Below are 15,593 nucleotides of genomic sequence, written 5' to 3' on the forward strand. Positions count from 1 at the left end.
GCCGTCGAGCGCCTTGCTCAGCGAGAACCCGCCCACGGCATCGCGGTAGGAGTTCGTGACCGTCACGAGGGTGCTCTGGCCGTCCGCCGTGATCGTCACCGACGACGGCGAGATGGTCGCACCGGTCCAGACCCGGCCGGTGGGCGCGACCGCGCTGGGCTCGCCGAACGTCACGACGGTGCCGAGGGGCAGGCTCGTCGGGCCGGCGACGGGCGTCCCGTCGGCGGTGACGACGAGCGTGCCGGCCTTCGTCGTCGACCCGTCGAGGAAGTAGTCGACCGCGAACTCGGTGTCGTCTCCGTCGGGCAGGTCGGCCGCGGTCAGGCCGGACAGGGCCTTGGCGACGCGGAACCCGCCGACCGCCGCGCGGTAGGAGTTGGTGACCGTGACCTCGACGTCGTCGCCGTCGGCGATCTCGACCGTGCTGGGCGAGAACGTCACGCCCGTCCACACGGTGCCGGTCGGCGCGCTCGGGGTGGCCTCGCGGAACGTGACCTCGGTGCCGACGGGCAGGTCCTGCGGGCCGGCGACGAGCGTGCCGTCCGCGGTGAGCGTCAGCGTGCCGGCCTTCGTCGTCGCCCCGTCGAGGAAGTAGTCGACCGAGAACTGCGTGCTCGTCCCGTCCGGCAGGTCGCCGGCCGCGATGCCGGACAGCGCCTTGCGCAGCGAGAAACCGCCCTCCCCGCCGCCGATCTCGAGGGACGCGGCATAGCCGTAGTGGTGCACCTCGCCGGAGTTCCGCAGCAGGAGCGAGGCCGCGACGATCTGGCCCTCGATGAGGGTCTTGTCGGCGCTGGTGTCGCTCGGTCCGGACAGGCCGGTGATGACGGTGCTGGACGGCGCGAGCAGCGACCCGGGGACGATGCCGTTACCGCTGAGGTAGACGGTGCTGCCCGGCGCCTGGTCGATGTTCCAGAGCATGTACCGCGCGAAGTTGTTGTCGCTCGAGCCACCCGGGGCGTCGTAGGCACCGATGGTCTCCATGGGCAGGAGCACCGACGCGCCGTCGGCCGCGACCACGTCGATGACCAGCGGGGTGGTCGCCGACGGCTTCACGGTCGGGAACCGCAGCTTCCAGTCGGTGCTCGGGAAGTCCGCCGCGGCGACGCGCAGCACGTTGACCTTGCCCGCGACGAGCGTCACGTCGACGCCGTTCATCGGCTGCGCCGTGCTGCCCAGCGTGACGGCCTCGGCGCCGACGAGGCGGCCCTCGGCGATGCCCTGCGACCACTGCGCCATCGTGTCGCGCGCGGCGGTGGGCACGAGCGTGTCGAACGCCGTCGGCTGCACCGTCCACGCGACGGTCTGGGGGGCGGCCGACTGCTCGATGACCGGGCCGCTGCAGTCGGTGGTCGTGGACGCCTGGACGCAGACGCCGGCGCCGCGACCGGCGATGCCCACGCCGGTCGTCGAGCCGATCGTCATGCGGCCGAGCTGCGTGGCGGCGTCGGTGTAGCCGCCCGAGGCGACGCGGACCGACTGCGTGGACGACGCACGGTCGAACCCGCCGACGACGAGACGCACGGGCGTGCCGCCGAGCGTCGGCAGCACGTAGTCACCGTTGCCCGCCGCCCTGTGGATGAGGTTGTACGGCCCCTGCCCGGTGCGCACCGAGACATTCCCCCCGACCGCGACCGACCCCTCGATCTCGTGGTTCGACAGCTCGGCGTCCCCGTAGGAGACGACCGTGAACCCGGCCGCGCCCGCCAGCGGGTTGCCGCTGAGCGACGCGGCCGTCGCGGGGGCGCTCGTCGTCGCGACGGCCCCGGAGGTGGCGACGAGGACCGCGACGGCGCCGGCGAGGCGGGCGCGCCATCGGCGGGCGCGGGCAGGCGGGAGCGTGCGGGGGCAGGACACGGTGGAGGACTCCTGATGTCTGACGTGTTGAACTCTTGTCCAGCACACATGTCTAGGGCATCAGGGACCAAGGACCCCGGGGCATACGGGTGGTTCCGGGCGCGACGCCGGTCACATGTTCAGGCGTCCGGGCGTCGGTTCACCCGAACGGCCGACCGCAGACCGCCCGAACCCGGCAGTTCGCGTCGCGCGCCCGACGTGCGCGGCGCGGGCGCCGCCCGCTCCGGTCAGTCGAGGGGCGTCGGCGTCACACCGTGCGGCGCGAGACCCGCCAGACCGCCGTCGCGCGCCGTGAGCACCCAGATCCCGCCGTCGAGGATCGCGACCGTGTGCTCCCAGTGGGCCGCGCGCGAGCCGTCCTCCGTGACGACCGTCCAGTCGTCGGCCAGCACCCGCGTCGCCTGCTCACCGCGCACGAGCATCGGCTCGACCGCGACGCACAGGCCCGGGCGGACCTTCGCCCCGCGGTCCCGCGTGCGGTAGTTCAGCACGTCCGGCGGCTGGTGCATCGCCGACCCGATGCCGTGACCGACGTAGTCCTCCACCACGCCGAGCCGCACGCCAGCGTTGCGCCCTGCCGTGTGCGCGTCGTCCACGACGTCCTCGACCGCGTCACCGACGGCACCGAGGCGGTCGGCACCGGCGAGCGCGGCGATGCCGGCCCACATGGCCTCCTCGCCGGTCGCGACGAGCTCGCGGTCCTCGACCGTGCCGTCGCCCAGGACGAACGACAGCGCGCTGTCGCCGTGCCACCCGTCGACGACCGCACCGCAGTCGATCGACACGACGTCGCCCTCCGCGAGCACCCGCCCGCCGGGGATGCCGTGCACCACCTCGTCGTTCACCGACACGCACACCGTCGCGGGGTACCCGTGGTAGCCCAGGAACGACGGCGTCGCACCCGCCTGCACGATCACGCGTGCCGCGGCCGCGTCGACGTCCGCCGTCGTCGCGCCGGGCACCGCAGCCGCACGGGCCGCGTCGAGCGCGTCGGCGACGACGAGCCCGGCACGCCGCATGACGCGCACCTGGTCGGCGCTCTTGTACTCGATCCGCTCGCGGCCGAACACGTGAACCACCGTCCTCCGCCCGCTCAGCGGGCGGTCGAGCCGATCGCCACGAGCAGGCGCTCCGTGACCTCGTCGACCTCGCCGATGCCGTCGACGCGCGCCAGCAGGCCGCGCTGCGAGTAGACGTCCGAGATCGGGGCGGTCTGCTCGGCGTAGACGTCGAGCCGGTGGCGGATGACGTCCTCGGTGTCGTCCTCGCGGCCCTCGATCTCGGCGCGCTTGAGCAGGCGCTCCGCGACGACCTCGGGGTCCGCGGTGATCTCGACCGCGAGGTCGAGGGACAGGCCGGCGTCCGCGAGGATCGCGTCGAGCTCGGCGACCTGGGCGACGTTGCGGGGGTAGCCGTCGAGCAGGAACCCACCCGCGGCGTCGTCCTGCGCGAGGCGGTCACGGACCATCGCGTTCGTGATCTCGTCGGGCACCAGGGCGCCCCGCGACGAGTACTCCTGCGCCTTGCGGCCGAGCTCCGTGCCGCCCTTGATGTTGGCGCGGAAGATGTCGCCCGTCGAGATCGCGGGGACCGCGAGACGCTCGGCGAGCCGTGCCGCCTGCGTGCCCTTGCCCGCTCCGGGCGGGCCGAGCAGGACCAGACGCGTGCTCATCGGAGGAACCCTTCGTAGTGCCGCTGCTGCAGCTGCGACTCGATCTGCTTGACGGTCTCGAGGCCGACGCCGACGACGATCAGGATCGACGAGCCGCCGAACGGGATGTTCTGGCCGACGTCGAGCATGATGAACGCGATCGTCGGGATCAGCGCCACGACCGCCAGGTACAGCGAGCCGGGCGCGGTGATGCGCGAGATCACGTAGCTCAGGTAGTCGGCGGTCGGGCGACCGGCGCGGATACCGGGGATGAAGCCGCCGTACTTCTTCATGTTGTCCGCGACCTCGTCCGGGTTGAACGTGATCGCCGTGTAGAAGTAGCAGAAGAAGATGATCAGCACGACGTACAGCGCGAGGTGCAGCGGCGCGTCCTGAGCGGCGACGTTCACCGAGACCCAGCGGACCCACTCGGTGGTCTGGTCGCCGAACTGCGCGATGATCCCCGGGATCGCCAGCAGCGACGACGCGAAGATGATCGGGATGACGCCGGCCATGTTGATCTTGATCGGGATGTAGGTGCTCGACCCGCCGTACATGCGGCGGCCCACCATGCGCTTGGCGTACTGCACCGGGATGCGGCGCTGGCTCTGCTCGACGAACACGACGAGCGCGATGACCACGACGATGATCGCCAGGACCACGACGAACTTCGTGAGGCCGTTGTTGCCACCCGCGATCGACCACATGGCCGTCGGGAAGCTGGCCGCGATCGACGTGAAGATCAGCAGCGACATGCCGTTACCGACGCCACGCTCGGTGATGAGCTCGCCGAGCCACATGATCAGGCCGGTGCCCGCGGTCATCGTGATGACCATGATCACGAGAGTCGTCCACGCCGAGTCCGGGATGACGTCGACGGTGCAGCCGGCGAAGAGCTGGCCGCTGCGCGCGATGGTGATGACCGTCGTCGACTGCAGGACCGCGAGCGCGATGGTCAGGTAGCGGGTGTACTGCGTGAGCTTCGCGGTACCCGACTGCCCTTCCTTGTGCAGCTCCTCGAACCGCGGGATCACCACGCGCAGCAGCTGCACGATGATGCTCGCGGTGATGTACGGCATGATCCCGAGCGCGAACACCGACAGCTGGAGCAGCGCTCCACCGCTGAAGAGGTTCACCAGCCCCAGCAGGCCGTTGCCGCTGCCCCTCTCGTCGATGCACTGCTGCACGTTGGGGTAGGACACCCCGGGCGTGGGCAGGAAGGATCCGATGCGGAACACCACCATGATCCCGATGGTGAAGAGCAGCTTCCGCCGCAGGTCGGGCGTCCGGAACGCCCGCACGAATGCGCCTAGCACCTGTCCTCCTGGGTAGCCGCTCGTGCGGCAGTCGTCAGCCACCCGGCGATGGCCGCAGGCAAGACTACCTGCAACCTCACCGAGCTCGGTTCTTCGCGGGTGAGCGCCTTCGCTACACGCGTGCCCGCCGCCGCCGACGCGCGACGAGCAGGAGCAGTATGCCCCCTGTGGCGCACGCCACGGCCCACGTGCCCAGGAACAGGACGTCCGCCCCCGTCCGGGCGAGCGGCGGCGTCCGCCCCGGTCCCGGCGTGGCCGCGGGTGACGGCGACGGCGTCGGGGCGATCCCGTCCTGGCTCGGGCCGGGCCCGGGCGTGGGCTCGACCGTGGGGTCCGGCGTGGGTGCGACCGCGACGTCCGCGAGGTGCAGCAGGACGTCGAAGGACGCCTCGAGTCGTCCCTCGTGCGTGCCGTTCCCCGAGGTCGCGTCTACGTCGAAGACGTACCCGACCGTCAGCCGGGTCGACTCGCCCGGCGCCAGGACGCGGCTCGCGATGCGGGTGCGGCCCGCGTCCGCGAGCGCCTGCAGCGAGCGCTCGCCGCCGTCCCACCGCAGGCGCACGTCGTCGAAGAAGGTCGTGGTGCTCCCCGCGGGCGCGTCGAGGTCGACGTCGACCAGCCACGCCGTCAGCCGGCCCGCGCTCGGCCCGTCGTTGCGCACGACGAGGGTGCGGCGCGCCTGGTCACCGGGCACGGAGACGGGCACCCCGACGAAGCTCGTCGTCGCGGTGCTCTGCGTCGTGCCGTCCCACGCGAGCGAGACCGTCGGGCCCGCCCAGCCGACGCCCAGCTCGTCGTCGGCCACCGCGGCGGCGGCCGGGGCCGTCACCGCCAGCGTGAGACCGGCGGCGACCGCGGCGAGCACCCTCGTCGCGCGCCTCACGGCGTGGTCCGGAAGGTCGTGAACGTGAACGTGACGGTGTGCACGGGCTCCGCCGCGACGACGAACGTGCGGGCGGCCGTCGCCGTCCACGCGGACGACGCCCCGGACACCGTCCCGGCGGGGCCCGTCGCGGTCACCTGCGCGGTGTCGGTGTGCGTCCAGCGGGTCGGCACGTAGCGCGCGACGAGGCACCAGTACTCGTCGCTGGGCGTCGTCGACGCGGTGTACGCCGAGGTCCAGGGGGTCGAGGCGAGCGTCGCACCCGCGCCCGTCAGGCTCGTCGTGCAGGCCGCCGCCGACGCGACGCGGTACGTGCTGACCTGCGACGCGCCGAACACCCCGCCCGCGGTGTCGACCGTCAGCGTGTACGCCAGGCCGCGATGCCCCTGCGCGAGGCTGCGGACCTGCAGCGGGATCGCGACCGCTCCCCCGCTGAGGCTGTTGCCGTTGTAGAGCGTCGTCGTCGCGGCCGCCGGGATCGTGTACGTCACCGAGCCGCGGTTGCGCGACGCGTCGAGGGGCGTGCTCGTCGTCGCGAAGACCGGGCTGCCGGGCGCGCCCGCGCCGAACACCGTCACCCCCACGGGCATGCGCTGCGTCCCGGTCACGGACACGCGCCACAGCGCGAGCGTCCCGCCCGTCCCGACGCCGACGAGCGCCGCGACCAGCACGACGACCGCGACGACCGCGACGTCCCGCCGCCGCACCGCGCGGCGCACGCGCGCCACGACCGCGGCCGTCGTCGCGCGCGTCACGGCGAGAACCCGTCGCCGTCGCGTACCTGCTCCCACGTCACGACGACCGTGCCGAGCCCGGTCGTCGGCGCCGAGGCGATCGCGGTGTCCGCGACCATCACGTCCGCGCCCGAGTACGTGAGCGTCACCGTCACCGCCCACGTCGCGGTCCCCCACGCCGCCACCTCGGCAGCCGTGAGGTTGTCCGGTGCGCCCGGCAGCAGGGTCGGCGTGCCGACCGGCACCGCGGCGGACGTGACGCCGTCCGGACGGCTGACCGTGTACGTCGCCGTCACGCCGCCCGCGGGCAGCAGCGCGGGTGCGGAGTCCCAGCTGACGCGCAGGCGCGCCGCGAGGTTGTCGCCCTGGAGCACCGGGCGGAAGCGCTGCACGACACGGAACGAGTCGCCGGGGGTCGCGAGGTGGTCGGCGGTGATCCCGTCCGGCCTCGTCGCCACCGCGTGCGCCGGGCTCACGTCCGGACTCGTCTCGGTCCAGGTGGGCGTCCCGACGAGCGCCAGGTCCAGGGTGCCGCTGCGCACCACGGAGGCGGCGACGGTCACCCCCGCGCCCCACAGCGCATAGGTCAGCCCCGCCGCGGCACCCGCGACGAGGAGGGCCGCGGCGGCGAGGGAGACGGGGCGCCGGGTCCTCATCGGGCGCCCTCCACCTCGCGCGCGCGGGCACGCTCGTCGTCGGTGGGCACCTCGGTGGGCACGTCGGCGGGCGTGTCGGCGGTCGGCTCGTCGTCGCGCGTGCGCCGCTCAGGGCGCAGGATCATCACCGCGGCGTACCCGAGCAGCGCGGCCGCGACGAGCGCGACGGCCAGGCCCTTGCGCTCGCCGAGCCACAGCGACACGTGGCCCACCCACGGCACCGAGTACACCGCGACCGCCTGGATCTGCGCGGGCTCGATCGGGTCGTCGTCCGCCCCGTTCGCGTCGCCGCGCGTCACGAACGTCGTCCCTGCGGCGCTGATGCGCTTGGCGACCACGCGGTGCGTGACGAGCGTCGGGTCGCCCGAGACCGGCTGGAACGTCACGACGTCGCCCACGTGGACCTCGGTGGCCGGGTCGGACACGGTCCGCACCGCGACGACGTCGCCCGGCGAGAACGTCGGCTCCATCGAGCCGGTGAGCACGGTGAGGGTGGTGCCGCCGAGCGCCTTGGGCACCACGACGAGCACCGCGACCGCCGCCACGACGACCAGCAGCACCGCCCACATGAGGACGGAGAGCACACCGGACAGCGCACTGTCGTGTCGTCGTGCGGTCATCGGGGCTCCTCGTGCTCGTCGGGGCGGGAGGTGGGCGGGAGGTGGGCGGGACGCGGACGCCCCGCCCACCTGCGCGGTCAGCTGAAGTCGGCGCCGCTGCGGTCCTGCTGCAGCGAGACGGTCAGGTCCTTCAGCGCCGTCGCCGCGTTCATCGTCGAGGCGGCGGTCGTGCCGCTCGCCTCGGCGGACCAGTCCGCGGTGACGACCACGAACAGGTCGGCGGCGGTCGTGCCGTCGACGACGACCGTGCCGGTGTTCACCGGGGTGCCCGCGGCCTGGCCGGTGCGCGGCGCGGCGAACCGCAGCGTCGTCGAGGTGCCGTCGAGCACGCCGGCGGTCACGTCGGTGCCGTCCGCGTCGAACACCTGGTAGGAGACGACCAGGCCCTCGGGCAGGGGCGTCGTGCCGCCCGAGCTCGTGACGTCGAGGTTCGCGACGAGGTTGTCGCCGACGAGCGTGACGTCCAGGCCGTACGTGCCCTCGGCGACGTCACCCGGGACCATGCGCCACGTCTGCAGGTCGACCGTGTGGCCGTCCAGCTCGGTCACGGGCGTCGCGTCGACCGTGACGTCCGTGCGGTCCGGGGACACGTCGAACCAGCCGACGCTCGTGGCCGAGACGCCGAGCTCACCGTTGGTGATCGTGCCGCCCGGGATCGAGTCCGAGTCGGACCACAGGGCGAACGTCGTGCCGCCGGACAGGAGCGCGAGACCGGCGAGCCCGGCGATGACGCCCTTCGTCTTGTTCTTCATGGTCGTGCCTTTCTGTGGAGGGTTCGCCCCGCGAGGGGCCGCAGTCCGTCCGGGCTCGGGCGGTCTGGATCCGGTCAGAGCACGCCGACCGGCGCGGTGGCGGTGCACACCCGGCTGGCGCCGGCCGCGAGGGAGGAGATCGTCACGCTCGTGCCTGGCGTGACCGTGGGAGTCCCCGGGCAGGAGATGACCGGGGAGGTCGTGGCGGACGTCGTGCCGCCGGCATCGGTGCGGGTGTCCGTCGCCGTGTCGGTGAGCACCACGTCCGTGAGCGGCGCCGAGCCGGTGTTCTGCACCGTGTAGCGCCAGTAGACGGTCGTCCCCGGCGCGAGCGACGCGCCGGAGGTGATCGGCGTCGTGAACGCCGCGCTCGTGAACGCCTCCTTGGTCACGCGGACCTCGGAGCGGTACAGGACGTGGCGCGCGCAGACCTGAGCGGCCTCGTCGGACGACCCCGCGGCGCACGTCACCGAGCCCGCCGCGAGCACCGTGTGGGACACGCGCGCGACGTTGGTCATCACGCGGTCCCCCGGGGTCGCGAGCACGGTGACCGGGATCGTCAGCGTCACCGACGCGCCGGGGTCGAGCGCACCGGACCACGAGACGAGCTGGCCCGACACGGTCACGCCCGTCGGGCTCGACGTCACGGTGCCGCGCGTCGCGTCGTCGGTGACGGCCGTCAGGTCGTCGTAGACGCGCGCCGGCGTCGCAGCCGTGTAGGAGCCGTTGCCGACGTTCGTCGCGACGACCGTGTACGTGACCACCCCGCCCGCGGCCGGCATGACCGTCGCGTTCGCCGTCTTGGTGACCTGGAGGCGCGGGACCCGCAGGCGGACCGGCCAGTCCTCGACCTCGCCGCGCGCCGTGAACCCGGTGGGCGCGAGCTGCGCCTGGACGGTCGAGGCCATCAGGCGCAGGAACGTCCGGTCACCGCCGGCGGCCTGCCCCTCGGGCACGGTGCTCGGTACGGCGAAGCTCAGCGTGACGTTGGTCGAGGTCGTCGACGTGCAGGTGGCGTCCGCGCTGGACGCCTCGCCCGCGTCGAACTGGCCGTTGCGGTTCCAGTCCAGCCACCCGCGCACGTACGTGGTCGCGCCGTCGGCGGCGCACCGGATGTTCGCGACGGCGTACGTCGTCGTCACGCCGCGCACGTAGGTGATGTCCGCCAACGCCGCCGCGAGCGCGTCCTCGTCGGGCGTGTCACCCGAGGCGTCGGCCGACGACGCGGGCAGCAGCTCGGGGACCGCGTTCGGCCCGAGGCGGGTCGACGGCGGTCCGAGCACGGCACGGGTGAAGGACACCGACCCGTTGCTCGCGAGCGTGGTCCACGTGTTGAAGATGCTGTTGACCGGCGGGCTGCCGCCCGACCACGTCGGCTGCACGACTCCGCCCCCGAGGCCGTACGAGGCCGGGGCGTCGCCGTAGTCGACCCCCAACACGACGCCGAACGCCGCGGCGGCGAGTCCCGAGCCCTCGAGGCTCACCGCGAGCGTCGTCGCACCGTCGGCGAACGCCACGGCGGTCGCCGAACGTCCAGGCGCTGAGCACTCCGCCGACGAGCCGAGCGTCAGCCGGTTCGCCATGTCGCGCTGCACCCGGTAGGTCGCCGAGCACGTCCCCGGGTAGACGTCGAGGATCCGCCAGGTCGCCGTGCTCGGCGTCGGCGTCGCGCGCGTGAACTCGCCGCCGTTCGTCGACTCGGCGTCGGCGAACACGAGGCCCGACAGCGTGACCGCGGCGGTGGACGTCGGCGCCCCCGTGAAGGCCGACGACGCGTACGTCGCGAGCCGGGCCGTCCCGCAGCCCAGGGTGAACGTCGCGGCGACACCCTGGTTCACCGTGCCGATGCCGTTCACCAGGTCGTTGGCGGGCGTGTTGTAGAGCACCTGCAGACCGTCCGCGCCCCACTGGCCCGAGCGGTACGCCTGGAGGGAGTCACCGCTGCGGCCGCTGAGCGTGCACTGCACCTCGAGACGCGTGAGGTCACCCACCTGGAGGTACGTCCACACCGTGGTGCTCGTCGCGTTGAGCGACGCGCCCTGGGCTCCCCAGTTGACCCACAGGATGCGGTCCCGGTATAGCCCGCTGCCCGTGGTCGCCCGGACGGACGCGCCCGACCCGCTGGACGAGCTCGCGTCACCGACCGCCGACCGGGCCGGTGCGGCCGGCTGCACCGCGACGCCGCCGGCGGCGACGACGAGCACGGCCACCGCCGTCCACGCCGCACGCATCAGCCGCGAGCTCATCGACAACCCTCCTCCGGACACGGACCCGGGCGGGCCCGCACCGGTGATCGGGAGTTGGACGAGCGACCTGAAGGGACCGAGGTGTGACCGGGATCGCCCCTGGGTGGCAGCACCTCACCCTCTCTCCGGGCACCGCAGGACGAACCCGGATGCACACGGCACCGCGGTGATGACGCAGGTCAGCCGACTGCCACGCCCACGCCTCGCACGCGGCCCGTGGCGAGGGACCCCGGGGACGACGAAGCGGGCGGCCCCGGGATCTCTCCCAGGACCGCCCGCTGCAGCGATCTCGTCGCGAGGTCAGTCCTCCTGGACCGACCCGCCGGCCGCCACGATCTTCTCCTTCGCCGACGCCGAGAGGGCATCGACAGCGACGGAGACCTTGACCGTGATGTCACCGGTGCCGAGCACCTTGACCGGCTGGCCCTTGCGGACCGCGCCCTTGGCGACCAGGTCGGCGACCGTCACGTCGCCACCGTCCGGGTACAGCGCCGAGAGCTTGTCCAGGTTGACGACCTGGTACTCGACACGGAACGGGTTCTTGAAGCCGCGAAGCTTCGGCAGGCGCATGTGGAGCGGCATCTGGCCACCCTCGAAGCGCTGCGGGACCTGGTAGCGGGCCTTGGTGCCCTTGGTGCCACGGCCCGCGGTCTTGCCCTTCGACGCCTCACCACGGCCCACACGGGTCTTCGCGGTCTTGGCGCCCGGGGCCGGACGCAGGTGGTGCACCTTGAGCGTGCCACCGGCACCCGGCTTCGCCGCGTCCTCCGCCGCCTTCTTGGCAGCGGCGGACTTGGCGGCCGGGGCCTTCTTCGCGGCGGCGGCCGGGGCGGCAGCAGCCGCCTCGTCCTTCGCCGCAGCCTTCGAGGACGCCTTCTTCGCGGGCGCCTTCTCGGCGGCGGCAGCCGTCGCCTTCTTGGCCGGGGCCTTCTTGGTGGCCTTCGGCGCGTCCTGCGCCTCGGTCACCTCGTTCGTCTCGTCAGCCATGGTCACTCGACCTCCTCGACCACCACGAGGTGCTGCACGGTCTTCACCATGCCGCGGATCTCGGGACGGTCCTCCTTGACGACGACGTCGCCGATGCGCTTGAGACCAAGCGTGCGGAGCGTGTCGCGCTGGTTCTGCTTGCCACCGATGCCGGAGCGCTTCTGCGTCACCTTGAGGCGGGCCATCACGCACCCACCTTCTCGGCGGCCTTGGCGGCCTGGCCGGCAGCCTGCGCCCGCAGCAGCGGGGCGGGCACGACGTGCTCGAGCGGCAGGCCACGGCGCGCGGCCACGGCCTGAGGCTCCTCGAGACCGCGCAGCGCCGCCACGGTCGCCCGGACGATGTTGATCGCGTTCGACGAGCCGAGCGACTTGCTCAGGACGTCGTGGATGCCGGCGCACTCGAGCACCGCACGCACCGGACCACCGGCGATCACACCGGTACCGGGCGCCGCGGGGCGCAGGTGGACGATGCCGGCAGCCGACTCGGCCGTGATGGGGTGCGGGATCGTGCCCTGGATGCGGGGGACGCGGAAGAAGTTCTTCTTCGCCTCCTCGACACCCTTGGCGATCGCCGCGGGCACCTCCTTGGCCTTGCCGTAGCCGACACCGACCGTGCCGTCACCGTCGCCCACCACGACGAGCGCGGTGAAGCTGAAGCGGCGACCACCCTTGACGACCTTGGCCACACGGTTGATCGTCACGACGCGCTCGAGGAACGCGCTCTTCTCCGCCGCGTCGCCGCGACGGCCTCCGTCACGACGACCGCCGTCGCGGCGCTCGCCGCCGGTGCCCTGAGCACCGGTGTTGCTGCGTGCAGGAGCAGCCATCAGTGAGTCCTCTTCTTCCGGTTCGTCGTCGTCACAGGGCCAGGCCGCCCTCGCGGGCACCGTCGGCGACCGCGGCCACACGACCGTGGTACTTGTTGCCGCCGCGGTCGAACACGACCGCCTCGACGCCCTTGGCCTTGGCGCGCTCGGCGACGAGCTCGCCGACCTTCTTCGCCTTGGCCGTCTTGTCGCCGTCCGTCGCGCGCAGGTCCGCCTCGAGCGTGGAGGCCGACGCGACGGTCTGGCCGATCGCGTCGTCGACGACCTGAGCGGTGATGTGGCGCGCGGAGCGCGTCACGACGAGACGCGGACGGGCCGCGGTGCCGGTGACCTTCTTGCGCAGACGCAGGTGACGACGCTTGCGCGAGATCGCCTTGCCCTTGCCCTTGATGCTGATCGCCATGGCTTACTTACCAGCCTTTCCGACCTTGCGGCGCACGTTCTCGCCCGCGTAGCGCACGCCCTTGCCCTTGTACGGCTCGGGCTTGCGGATCTTGCGGATGTTCGCGGCGACCTCGCCGACCTGCTGCTTGTCGATGCCCTGCACCGAGAAGCGCGTCGGCGCCTCGACGACGAAGGAGATGCCCTCCGGCGGCGTGACGACGACGGGGTGGCTGAAGCCCAGCGCGAACTCGAGGTCCGAGCCCTTGGCGGTCACGCGGTAACCGGTGCCGACGATCTCGAGCTTCTTGGTGTAGCCCTCCGTCACACCCGTGACCAGGTTGGCCAGGAGCGTGCGGGTGAGGCCGTGCAGCGAGCGCGAGTTGCGCTCGTCGTCGGGACGCGTCACGACGAGCGTCGCGTCCTCCTGCTTGACCTCGATGGGCGCGGCGACCGTGTGCGTGAGGGTCCCCTTGGGGCCCTTCACGGTCACGACGGCGCCGTCGATGGTGACGTCCACCCCGGCCGGGACCGGGACGGGAATCCGTCCGATGCGGGACATGGATTCTGCTCCTTTCCTGGTCTCAGCTCACCAGACGTAGGCGAGGACTTCCCCACCCACGCCCTTCTTGGCGGCCTGCTTGTCGGTGAGGAGGCCCGAGGACGTGGACAGGATCGCCACGCCGAGGCCGCCGAGCACCTTCGGCAGGTTGGTGGACTTGGCGTACACGCGCAGGCCCGGCTTGGACACGCGCTTGACGCCGGCGAGCGCACGCTCGCGGTTCGGGCCGTACTTGAGCTCGACGACGAGGTTCTTGCCCACGGGGGCGTCCTCGACCTTCCAGCCCTGGATGAAACCCTCGGCCTGCAGGATCTCCGCGATGTGCGACTTGAGCTTCGAGAACGGGATCGTCACCGAGTCGTGGTGCGCCGAGTTCGCGTTGCGCAGACGCGTCAGGAAGTCTGCGATCGGGTCGGTCATGGTCATGGCTTGTCAGCCTTTCTGCCGGGGTATCCCGGGCCGCTGGGCGGCACGGGACCTACCGACTGGGGGTGTCGCGAACGGATTACCAGCTGCTCTTGGTGACGCCGGGGAGCTCGCCGCGGTGGGCCATCTCCCGCACGCAGATCCGGCACAGGCCGAACTTGCGGTACACCGAGTGCGGACGGCCGCAGCGCTGGCAGCGCGTGTACCCACGCACCGCGAACTTCGGCTTGGCGTTCGCCTTGTTGATCAGAGCGGTCTTCGCCATGGGGTCAGTCCTCCTTGAACGGGAAGCCGAGGAGCTTGAGGAACGCGCGTCCCTCGTCGTCGGTGCCCGCCGTCGTGACGACCGTGATGTCCATGCCGCGGACGCGGTCGATCTTGTCCTGGTCGATCTCGTGGAACACGGACTGCTCCACGAGGCCGAACGTGTAGTTGCCGTTGCCGTCGAACTGCTTGGGCGACAGGCCGCGGAAGTCGCGGATGCGCGGCAGCGCCGTCGACAGCAGGCGGTCGAGGAACTCCCAGGCCCGGTCGCCGCGCAGCGTGACGTGCGCACCGATCGGCATGCCCTCACGCAGCTTGAACTGCGCGATGGACTTGCGGGCCTTGGTGACCTGCGGCTTCTGACCCGTGATCTGGGTCAGGTCGCGGATCGCACCCTCGATGAGCTTGGAGTCCTTGGCGGCCTCGCCCACGCCCATGTTCACGACGACCTTCACCAGGCGCGCGACCTGGTTGATGTTCTCGTGGCCGAACTGCTCACGCAGCGCGGCACGGATCTCGTCGTTGTACTTGGTCTTGAGGCGGGGCAGCGCCGGAGCCTGGATCGTCGTCTCGGTCATGTCAGACGTCCTTCCCGGAGCGCTTGGCGACGCGGACACGGACGTTCCGCGTGCGGCCGTCGCGCTCGACCTGCTCGGTGCGGTAGCCGACCCGGGTGCCCTTCTTGGTCTCCGGGTCCACGAGCATCACGTTGCTGATGTGGATGGGCGCCTCGACCGTCTCGATGCCACCCGTGCGGGTGCCACGAGCCGTCTGGCCGGCCTTGACGTGCTTCTGCACGCGCTGGACGCCCTCGACGACGACGCGCTGGGTCTGCGTGAGGACCTCGAGCACACGGCCCTGCTTGCCCTTGTCACGGCCCGAGATGACGACCACCAGGTCGCCCTTCTTGATCTTCGCCATGGTCAGAGCACCTCCGGAGCCAGCGAGATGATCTTCATGAACTTCTTGTCGCGCAGCTCGCGGCCCACGGGGCCGAAGATGCGGGTGCCGCGGGGCTCCCCGTCGTTCTTGAGGATCACGGCCGCGTTCTCGTCGAACTTGATGTACGAGCCGTCCGGGCGGCGGCGCTCCTTGCGGGTGCGCACGACGACCGCCTTGACGACGTCGCCCTTCTTGACGTTGCCGCCGGGGATGGCGTCCTTGACGGTGGCGACGATGACGTCGCCGATCCCGGCGTAGCGGCGGCCGGAACCGCCGAGCACACGGATGCAGAGGATCTCCTTGGCACCCGTGTTGTCGGCGACGCGAAGCCGCGTCTCCTGCTGGATCATCTACCTACTCCTGTCGTCTGGCGGGTTCTCGGTCACGCCGCGTTCCCACGTCGCGCCGAGCCTGGCCGAACGGATAGTTGCCGTGATGCACACGTCGCGGCGGGGAGCCGGCCCGAGCTCTCGAACCGGACTTCCCC

The 15,593-nt window shown here is 72.1% G+C and carries 20 protein-coding genes; all 20 read right to left on the bottom strand.

The window, feature by feature from the left end; all coding sequences use genetic code 11:
* The coding region (locus tag CUD01_RS15260) for a collagen-binding domain-containing protein (protein ID WP_170209620.1) at positions 1 to 1,857 on the bottom strand (1,857 nt) is incomplete at its 3' end.
* A gap of 227 nt (positions 1,858 to 2,084) precedes the next feature.
* Positions 2,085 to 2,927 carry a type I methionyl aminopeptidase gene (gene map, locus CUD01_RS15265; RefSeq protein WP_141322346.1) on the bottom strand — a complete coding sequence of 281 codons (843 nt, stop codon included), beginning with the start codon at positions 2,925 to 2,927 and terminating at the stop codon, positions 2,085 to 2,087.
* 23 nt (positions 2,928 to 2,950) lie between these two features.
* The gene (locus tag CUD01_RS15270) at positions 2,951 to 3,529 is read right to left on the bottom strand and encodes an adenylate kinase (protein ID WP_094180733.1); all 579 of its coding nucleotides are present in this window, start codon (positions 3,527 to 3,529) and stop codon (positions 2,951 to 2,953) included.
* Positions 3,526 to 4,824: a preprotein translocase subunit SecY gene (gene secY / locus CUD01_RS15275; protein WP_141322348.1), complete on the bottom strand. Its 1,299-nt coding sequence runs from the start codon at positions 4,822 to 4,824 to the stop codon at positions 3,526 to 3,528. Before secY ends, CUD01_RS15270 begins: the two co-directional genes overlap by 4 nt.
* Before the next feature lie 112 nt (positions 4,825 to 4,936).
* Complete coding sequence (locus tag CUD01_RS15280; protein ID WP_141322350.1) at positions 4,937 to 5,707, bottom strand: hypothetical protein; 771 nt, start codon at positions 5,705 to 5,707, stop codon at positions 4,937 to 4,939.
* Entirely contained in the window at positions 5,704 to 6,462 is a 759-nt protein-coding gene (locus CUD01_RS15285) for a hypothetical protein (protein ID WP_141322352.1), read from the bottom strand. Before CUD01_RS15285 ends, CUD01_RS15280 begins: the two co-directional genes overlap by 4 nt.
* Positions 6,459 to 7,097 (bottom strand): hypothetical protein, encoded by a 639-nt coding sequence (locus CUD01_RS15290; protein ID WP_141322353.1) that lies wholly within the window; start codon positions 7,095 to 7,097, stop codon positions 6,459 to 6,461. Before CUD01_RS15290 ends, CUD01_RS15285 begins: the two co-directional genes overlap by 4 nt.
* Complete coding sequence (locus tag CUD01_RS15295; RefSeq protein ID WP_141322355.1) at positions 7,094 to 7,717, bottom strand: signal peptidase I; 624 nt, start codon at positions 7,715 to 7,717, stop codon at positions 7,094 to 7,096. The genes CUD01_RS15290 and CUD01_RS15295 overlap by 4 nt, the downstream gene beginning before the upstream one ends.
* A 77-nt stretch (positions 7,718 to 7,794) precedes the next feature.
* Complete coding sequence (locus CUD01_RS15300) at positions 7,795 to 8,469, bottom strand: alternate-type signal peptide domain-containing protein (RefSeq protein ID WP_141322357.1); 675 nt, start codon at positions 8,467 to 8,469, stop codon at positions 7,795 to 7,797.
* Positions 8,470 to 8,543: 74 nt separating this feature from the next.
* Complete coding sequence (locus CUD01_RS15305; protein ID WP_141322359.1) at positions 8,544 to 10,715, bottom strand: CshA/CshB family fibrillar adhesin-related protein; 2,172 nt, start codon at positions 10,713 to 10,715, stop codon at positions 8,544 to 8,546.
* A 300-nt stretch (positions 10,716 to 11,015) separates the two neighbouring features.
* Positions 11,016 to 11,702 (bottom strand): 50S ribosomal protein L15, encoded by a 687-nt coding sequence (rplO, locus tag CUD01_RS15310; RefSeq protein WP_094180741.1) that lies wholly within the window; start codon positions 11,700 to 11,702, stop codon positions 11,016 to 11,018.
* 2 nt (positions 11,703 to 11,704) lie between these two features.
* Positions 11,705 to 11,887 carry a 50S ribosomal protein L30 gene (rpmD, locus tag CUD01_RS15315; RefSeq protein WP_094180742.1) on the bottom strand — a complete coding sequence of 61 codons (183 nt, stop codon included), beginning with the start codon at positions 11,885 to 11,887 and terminating at the stop codon, positions 11,705 to 11,707.
* Positions 11,887 to 12,531 (bottom strand): 30S ribosomal protein S5, encoded by a 645-nt coding sequence (gene rpsE / locus CUD01_RS15320; RefSeq protein WP_094180743.1) that lies wholly within the window; start codon positions 12,529 to 12,531, stop codon positions 11,887 to 11,889. Before rpsE ends, rpmD begins: the two co-directional genes overlap by 1 nt.
* Before the next feature lie 31 nt (positions 12,532 to 12,562).
* Positions 12,563 to 12,934, bottom strand: coding sequence for a 50S ribosomal protein L18 (gene rplR, locus CUD01_RS15325; RefSeq protein WP_094180744.1), 372 nt, complete (start codon positions 12,932 to 12,934; stop codon positions 12,563 to 12,565).
* Between the two features lie 3 nt (positions 12,935 to 12,937).
* Positions 12,938 to 13,474, bottom strand: a complete 537-nt coding sequence (gene rplF, locus CUD01_RS15330; RefSeq protein WP_094180745.1) for a 50S ribosomal protein L6 — start codon at positions 13,472 to 13,474, stop codon at positions 12,938 to 12,940.
* A gap of 27 nt (positions 13,475 to 13,501) precedes the next feature.
* Positions 13,502 to 13,900 carry a 30S ribosomal protein S8 gene (rpsH, locus tag CUD01_RS15335; RefSeq protein ID WP_094180746.1) on the bottom strand — a complete coding sequence of 133 codons (399 nt, stop codon included), beginning with the start codon at positions 13,898 to 13,900 and terminating at the stop codon, positions 13,502 to 13,504.
* 79 nt (positions 13,901 to 13,979) lie between these two features.
* Positions 13,980 to 14,165 (bottom strand): type Z 30S ribosomal protein S14, encoded by a 186-nt coding sequence (locus tag CUD01_RS15340; RefSeq protein ID WP_048342538.1) that lies wholly within the window; start codon positions 14,163 to 14,165, stop codon positions 13,980 to 13,982.
* 4 nt (positions 14,166 to 14,169) lie between these two features.
* Positions 14,170 to 14,742 carry a 50S ribosomal protein L5 gene (rplE, locus tag CUD01_RS15345; RefSeq protein ID WP_094180747.1) on the bottom strand — a complete coding sequence of 191 codons (573 nt, stop codon included), beginning with the start codon at positions 14,740 to 14,742 and terminating at the stop codon, positions 14,170 to 14,172.
* Position 14,743: 1 nt separating this feature from the next.
* Positions 14,744 to 15,085: a 50S ribosomal protein L24 gene (rplX, locus tag CUD01_RS15350; protein WP_094180748.1), complete on the bottom strand. Its 342-nt coding sequence runs from the start codon at positions 15,083 to 15,085 to the stop codon at positions 14,744 to 14,746.
* A gap of 2 nt (positions 15,086 to 15,087) precedes the next feature.
* Positions 15,088 to 15,456 carry a 50S ribosomal protein L14 gene (gene rplN, locus CUD01_RS15355; RefSeq protein WP_013882866.1) on the bottom strand — a complete coding sequence of 123 codons (369 nt, stop codon included), beginning with the start codon at positions 15,454 to 15,456 and terminating at the stop codon, positions 15,088 to 15,090.
* Positions 15,457 to 15,593: the final 137 nt, after the last annotated feature.

The sequence above is a fragment of the Cellulomonas uda genome, assembly GCF_006538705.1.
GTDB lineage: Bacteria > Actinomycetota > Actinomycetes > Actinomycetales > Cellulomonadaceae > Cellulomonas > Cellulomonas uda.

What these genes read in the sequence shown, in the direction of transcription:
- CUD01_RS15270 (WP_094180733.1), bottom strand. Translation starts at nt 3,529, where the DNA reads ATGAGCACGCGTCTGGTCCTGCTCGGCCCGCCCGGAGCGGGCAAGGGC.
- CUD01_RS15290 (WP_141322353.1), bottom strand. Translation starts at nt 7,097, where the DNA reads ATGAGGACCCGGCGCCCCGTCTCCCTCGCCGCCGCGGCCCTCCTCGTC.
- CUD01_RS15295 (WP_141322355.1), bottom strand. Translation starts at nt 7,717, where the DNA reads ATGACCGCACGACGACACGACAGTGCGCTGTCCGGTGTGCTCTCCGTC.
- CUD01_RS15300 (WP_141322357.1), bottom strand. Translation starts at nt 8,469, where the DNA reads ATGAAGAACAAGACGAAGGGCGTCATCGCCGGGCTCGCCGGTCTCGCG.
- CUD01_RS15305 (WP_141322359.1), bottom strand. Translation starts at nt 10,715, where the DNA reads ATGAGCTCGCGGCTGATGCGTGCGGCGTGGACGGCGGTGGCCGTGCTC.
- rplO (WP_094180741.1), bottom strand. Translation starts at nt 11,702, where the DNA reads ATGGCTGACGAGACGAACGAGGTGACCGAGGCGCAGGACGCGCCGAAG.
- rpmD (WP_094180742.1), bottom strand. Translation starts at nt 11,887, where the DNA reads ATGGCCCGCCTCAAGGTGACGCAGAAGCGCTCCGGCATCGGTGGCAAG.
- rpsE (WP_094180743.1), bottom strand. Translation starts at nt 12,531, where the DNA reads ATGGCTGCTCCTGCACGCAGCAACACCGGTGCTCAGGGCACCGGCGGC.
- rplR (WP_094180744.1), bottom strand. Translation starts at nt 12,934, where the DNA reads ATGGCGATCAGCATCAAGGGCAAGGGCAAGGCGATCTCGCGCAAGCGT.
- rplF (WP_094180745.1), bottom strand. Translation starts at nt 13,474, where the DNA reads ATGTCCCGCATCGGACGGATTCCCGTCCCGGTCCCGGCCGGGGTGGAC.
- rpsH (WP_094180746.1), bottom strand. Translation starts at nt 13,900, where the DNA reads ATGACCATGACCGACCCGATCGCAGACTTCCTGACGCGTCTGCGCAAC.
- CUD01_RS15340 (WP_048342538.1), bottom strand. Translation starts at nt 14,165, where the DNA reads ATGGCGAAGACCGCTCTGATCAACAAGGCGAACGCCAAGCCGAAGTTC.
- rplE (WP_094180747.1), bottom strand. Translation starts at nt 14,742, where the DNA reads ATGACCGAGACGACGATCCAGGCTCCGGCGCTGCCCCGCCTCAAGACC.
- rplX (WP_094180748.1), bottom strand. Translation starts at nt 15,085, where the DNA reads ATGGCGAAGATCAAGAAGGGCGACCTGGTGGTCGTCATCTCGGGCCGT.
- rplN (WP_013882866.1), bottom strand. Translation starts at nt 15,456, where the DNA reads ATGATCCAGCAGGAGACGCGGCTTCGCGTCGCCGACAACACGGGTGCC.